Source organism: Methylophaga sp. UBA1464, from assembly GCF_002325665.1.
Taxonomy (GTDB): Bacteria; Pseudomonadota; Gammaproteobacteria; order Nitrosococcales; family Methylophagaceae; genus Methylophaga.
In genome coordinates this window covers 48,064-49,939 of sequence record NZ_DCSO01000027.1, presented here as the reverse complement: position 1 = coordinate 49,939, position 1,876 = coordinate 48,064, and the positions used below count along the sequence as shown (strand labels likewise).

2 protein-coding genes are annotated in these 1,876 nt (G+C 44.1%); both read left to right on the top strand.

What is annotated here, in order from left to right; genetic code table 11:
- The coding region (locus B3O33_RS03010) for a DNA polymerase Y family protein (protein WP_292362897.1) at positions 1-1,103 on the top strand (1,103 nt) is incomplete at its 5' end.
- Positions 1,103-1,540 carry a hypothetical protein gene (locus tag B3O33_RS03005; RefSeq protein WP_292359638.1) on the top strand — a complete coding sequence of 146 codons (438 nt, stop codon included), beginning with the start codon at positions 1,103-1,105 and terminating at the stop codon, positions 1,538-1,540. The genes B3O33_RS03010 and B3O33_RS03005, both read left to right, overlap by 1 nt.
- Positions 1,541-1,876: the final 336 nt, after the last annotated feature.

Below are 1,876 nucleotides of genomic sequence, written 5' to 3'. Positions count from 1 at the left end.
GTAGCACGATTATCACATCTTCTTATGAAGCCCGGGCGTATGGAGTAAAGACGGGCATGCGTCTGAAAGAGGCGAGAGGACTGTGTCCCGAGCTTATCCAGGCTCCGAGCCGACCGCATCGATATGTGGAAAAATCCACTCAAATTATGCAAGCGCTGGAAAAAATAACCCCCGACCTTGAAATATATTCTGTCGATGAAGCTTTTCTGGATGTTACCCATTGTCAGAGCCTTTTAGGAAATCCGGAAACCATCGCGAAACTAGTAAAAAAAGCGGTGAGCGATGCTTCTGGCCTGACGTGTAGTGTTGGTGTGAGTGGTGACAAAACTACTGCCAAGTTTGCAGCCAAATTGAATAAGCCAGATGGTTTAACTGTTATCAAGCCTTGGGAAGCTGAAGCTAGACTGGCCGATGAACCTGTCACTGAGCTGAGTGGTATTGCTAAAGGCATTGGCACGTTTCTGAATAAGTACGGCGTATATAAATGTGGCGATATGAAGAAGTTACCGATCGGCATCTTAGCCAAACGCTTTGGTAATCCCGGCAGACGAATCTGGTTAATGGCTCAAGGCAAAGATCCCGAGCCCGTAACAACAATCGTAAAACCGCCTAAAACCATTGGGCATGGCAAAGTCATGCCGCCTGGTACCCGTGATTTACGAACCGTTTTACTTTACTTGCAGCATATGGCTGAAAAGGTCGGAACAAGACTGCGTCGTCATAACTTTCAATCGAATCATTTTTTCATCGGTATCAAAACCGAAGCGGGCTGGCTTGGTATGAAAACAAAGATTGATTTCACCACGGACGATGGTCAGGTTATTTATGAACTGGGTCGGCAGTTTATGCAAAAGTATTGGGTTGGCCAAGATGCTCGACAGGTACAAATCACAGCATTAAATCCCACAGAGTCTCGGCAGCAGGATTTATTTTTGGATAACACCCATCAAATCAAACGTGAAAAGATTAATCAGGCGGTAGATAAGATTAACCAACGCTACGGCGAATTTACCGTGGCACCAATGCCTGTGATCGGACGTAGTGAGATGCCAAATGTAATAGCCCCCGCATGGAAGCCCACAGGCCATAGGAAGACGATCTGATGTGCGGTGGAGCCTATTTTCAATATGGTGATGAATTCATGCGGATGTATTTCCCCAACCCCAAAGCCATGCTGCCAGTGTTAAAAAAAGATGGCTCGATTGAGTTGTTACCCTGGGGACGTCGACAAAAGCAACCTGGATTTTTACCTATAACTGGATGGGCAAAGATTGAATCCATTTATGGCGGCGTATGGGAGCGTTATTTTCCCAAGCCGGTAAAGATCCCAGTGTTAGCGTTTATGGAAAAAGATTTTGAAGGTCAGAGTCACTGGTATGACTTGCAGAAGGGGCAATACATTCAAGGTTTAGTGGCGAAAGAGGGTAATGAGCGTCGAGTATATGTGGTGACATTGGAACCCGAGCCCGAGGATGCACAAATACATAGTCGTTGGCCACGAGTCATTCAATCAGGCGAAAGAGGATATAGGACTTACTGACTACCAAGCTATAAGTAATAACGTCGAAAAAGTGTAATATATACTTAATAAGTTACCTTATAAATATATCCTAACTAAATGTTAATATTGATTATATGTAAAAAATAATTTCTTGTGATACAAAACAAAAGCTATTAATCTTGCCCTCAGGTTTATTGGAGGAGGGCCAGAAGTTGGCTGCTAAAGTTAGAGAAGAAAGTGAAGAAAGGCTGCTCGTCTTTTGGGATGTCGTCGAACTCGGGATGGATAAACATATCATTGGTTTTGACATCGGGCGAAAACAGGCAAGATTCAGCACGCCCATCATTAAATTGGATTTATATTCCAATACGGCGA

What these genes read in the sequence shown, in the direction of transcription:
- B3O33_RS03005 (WP_292359638.1), top strand. Translation starts at nt 1,103, where the DNA reads ATGTGCGGTGGAGCCTATTTTCAATATGGTGATGAATTCATGCGGATG.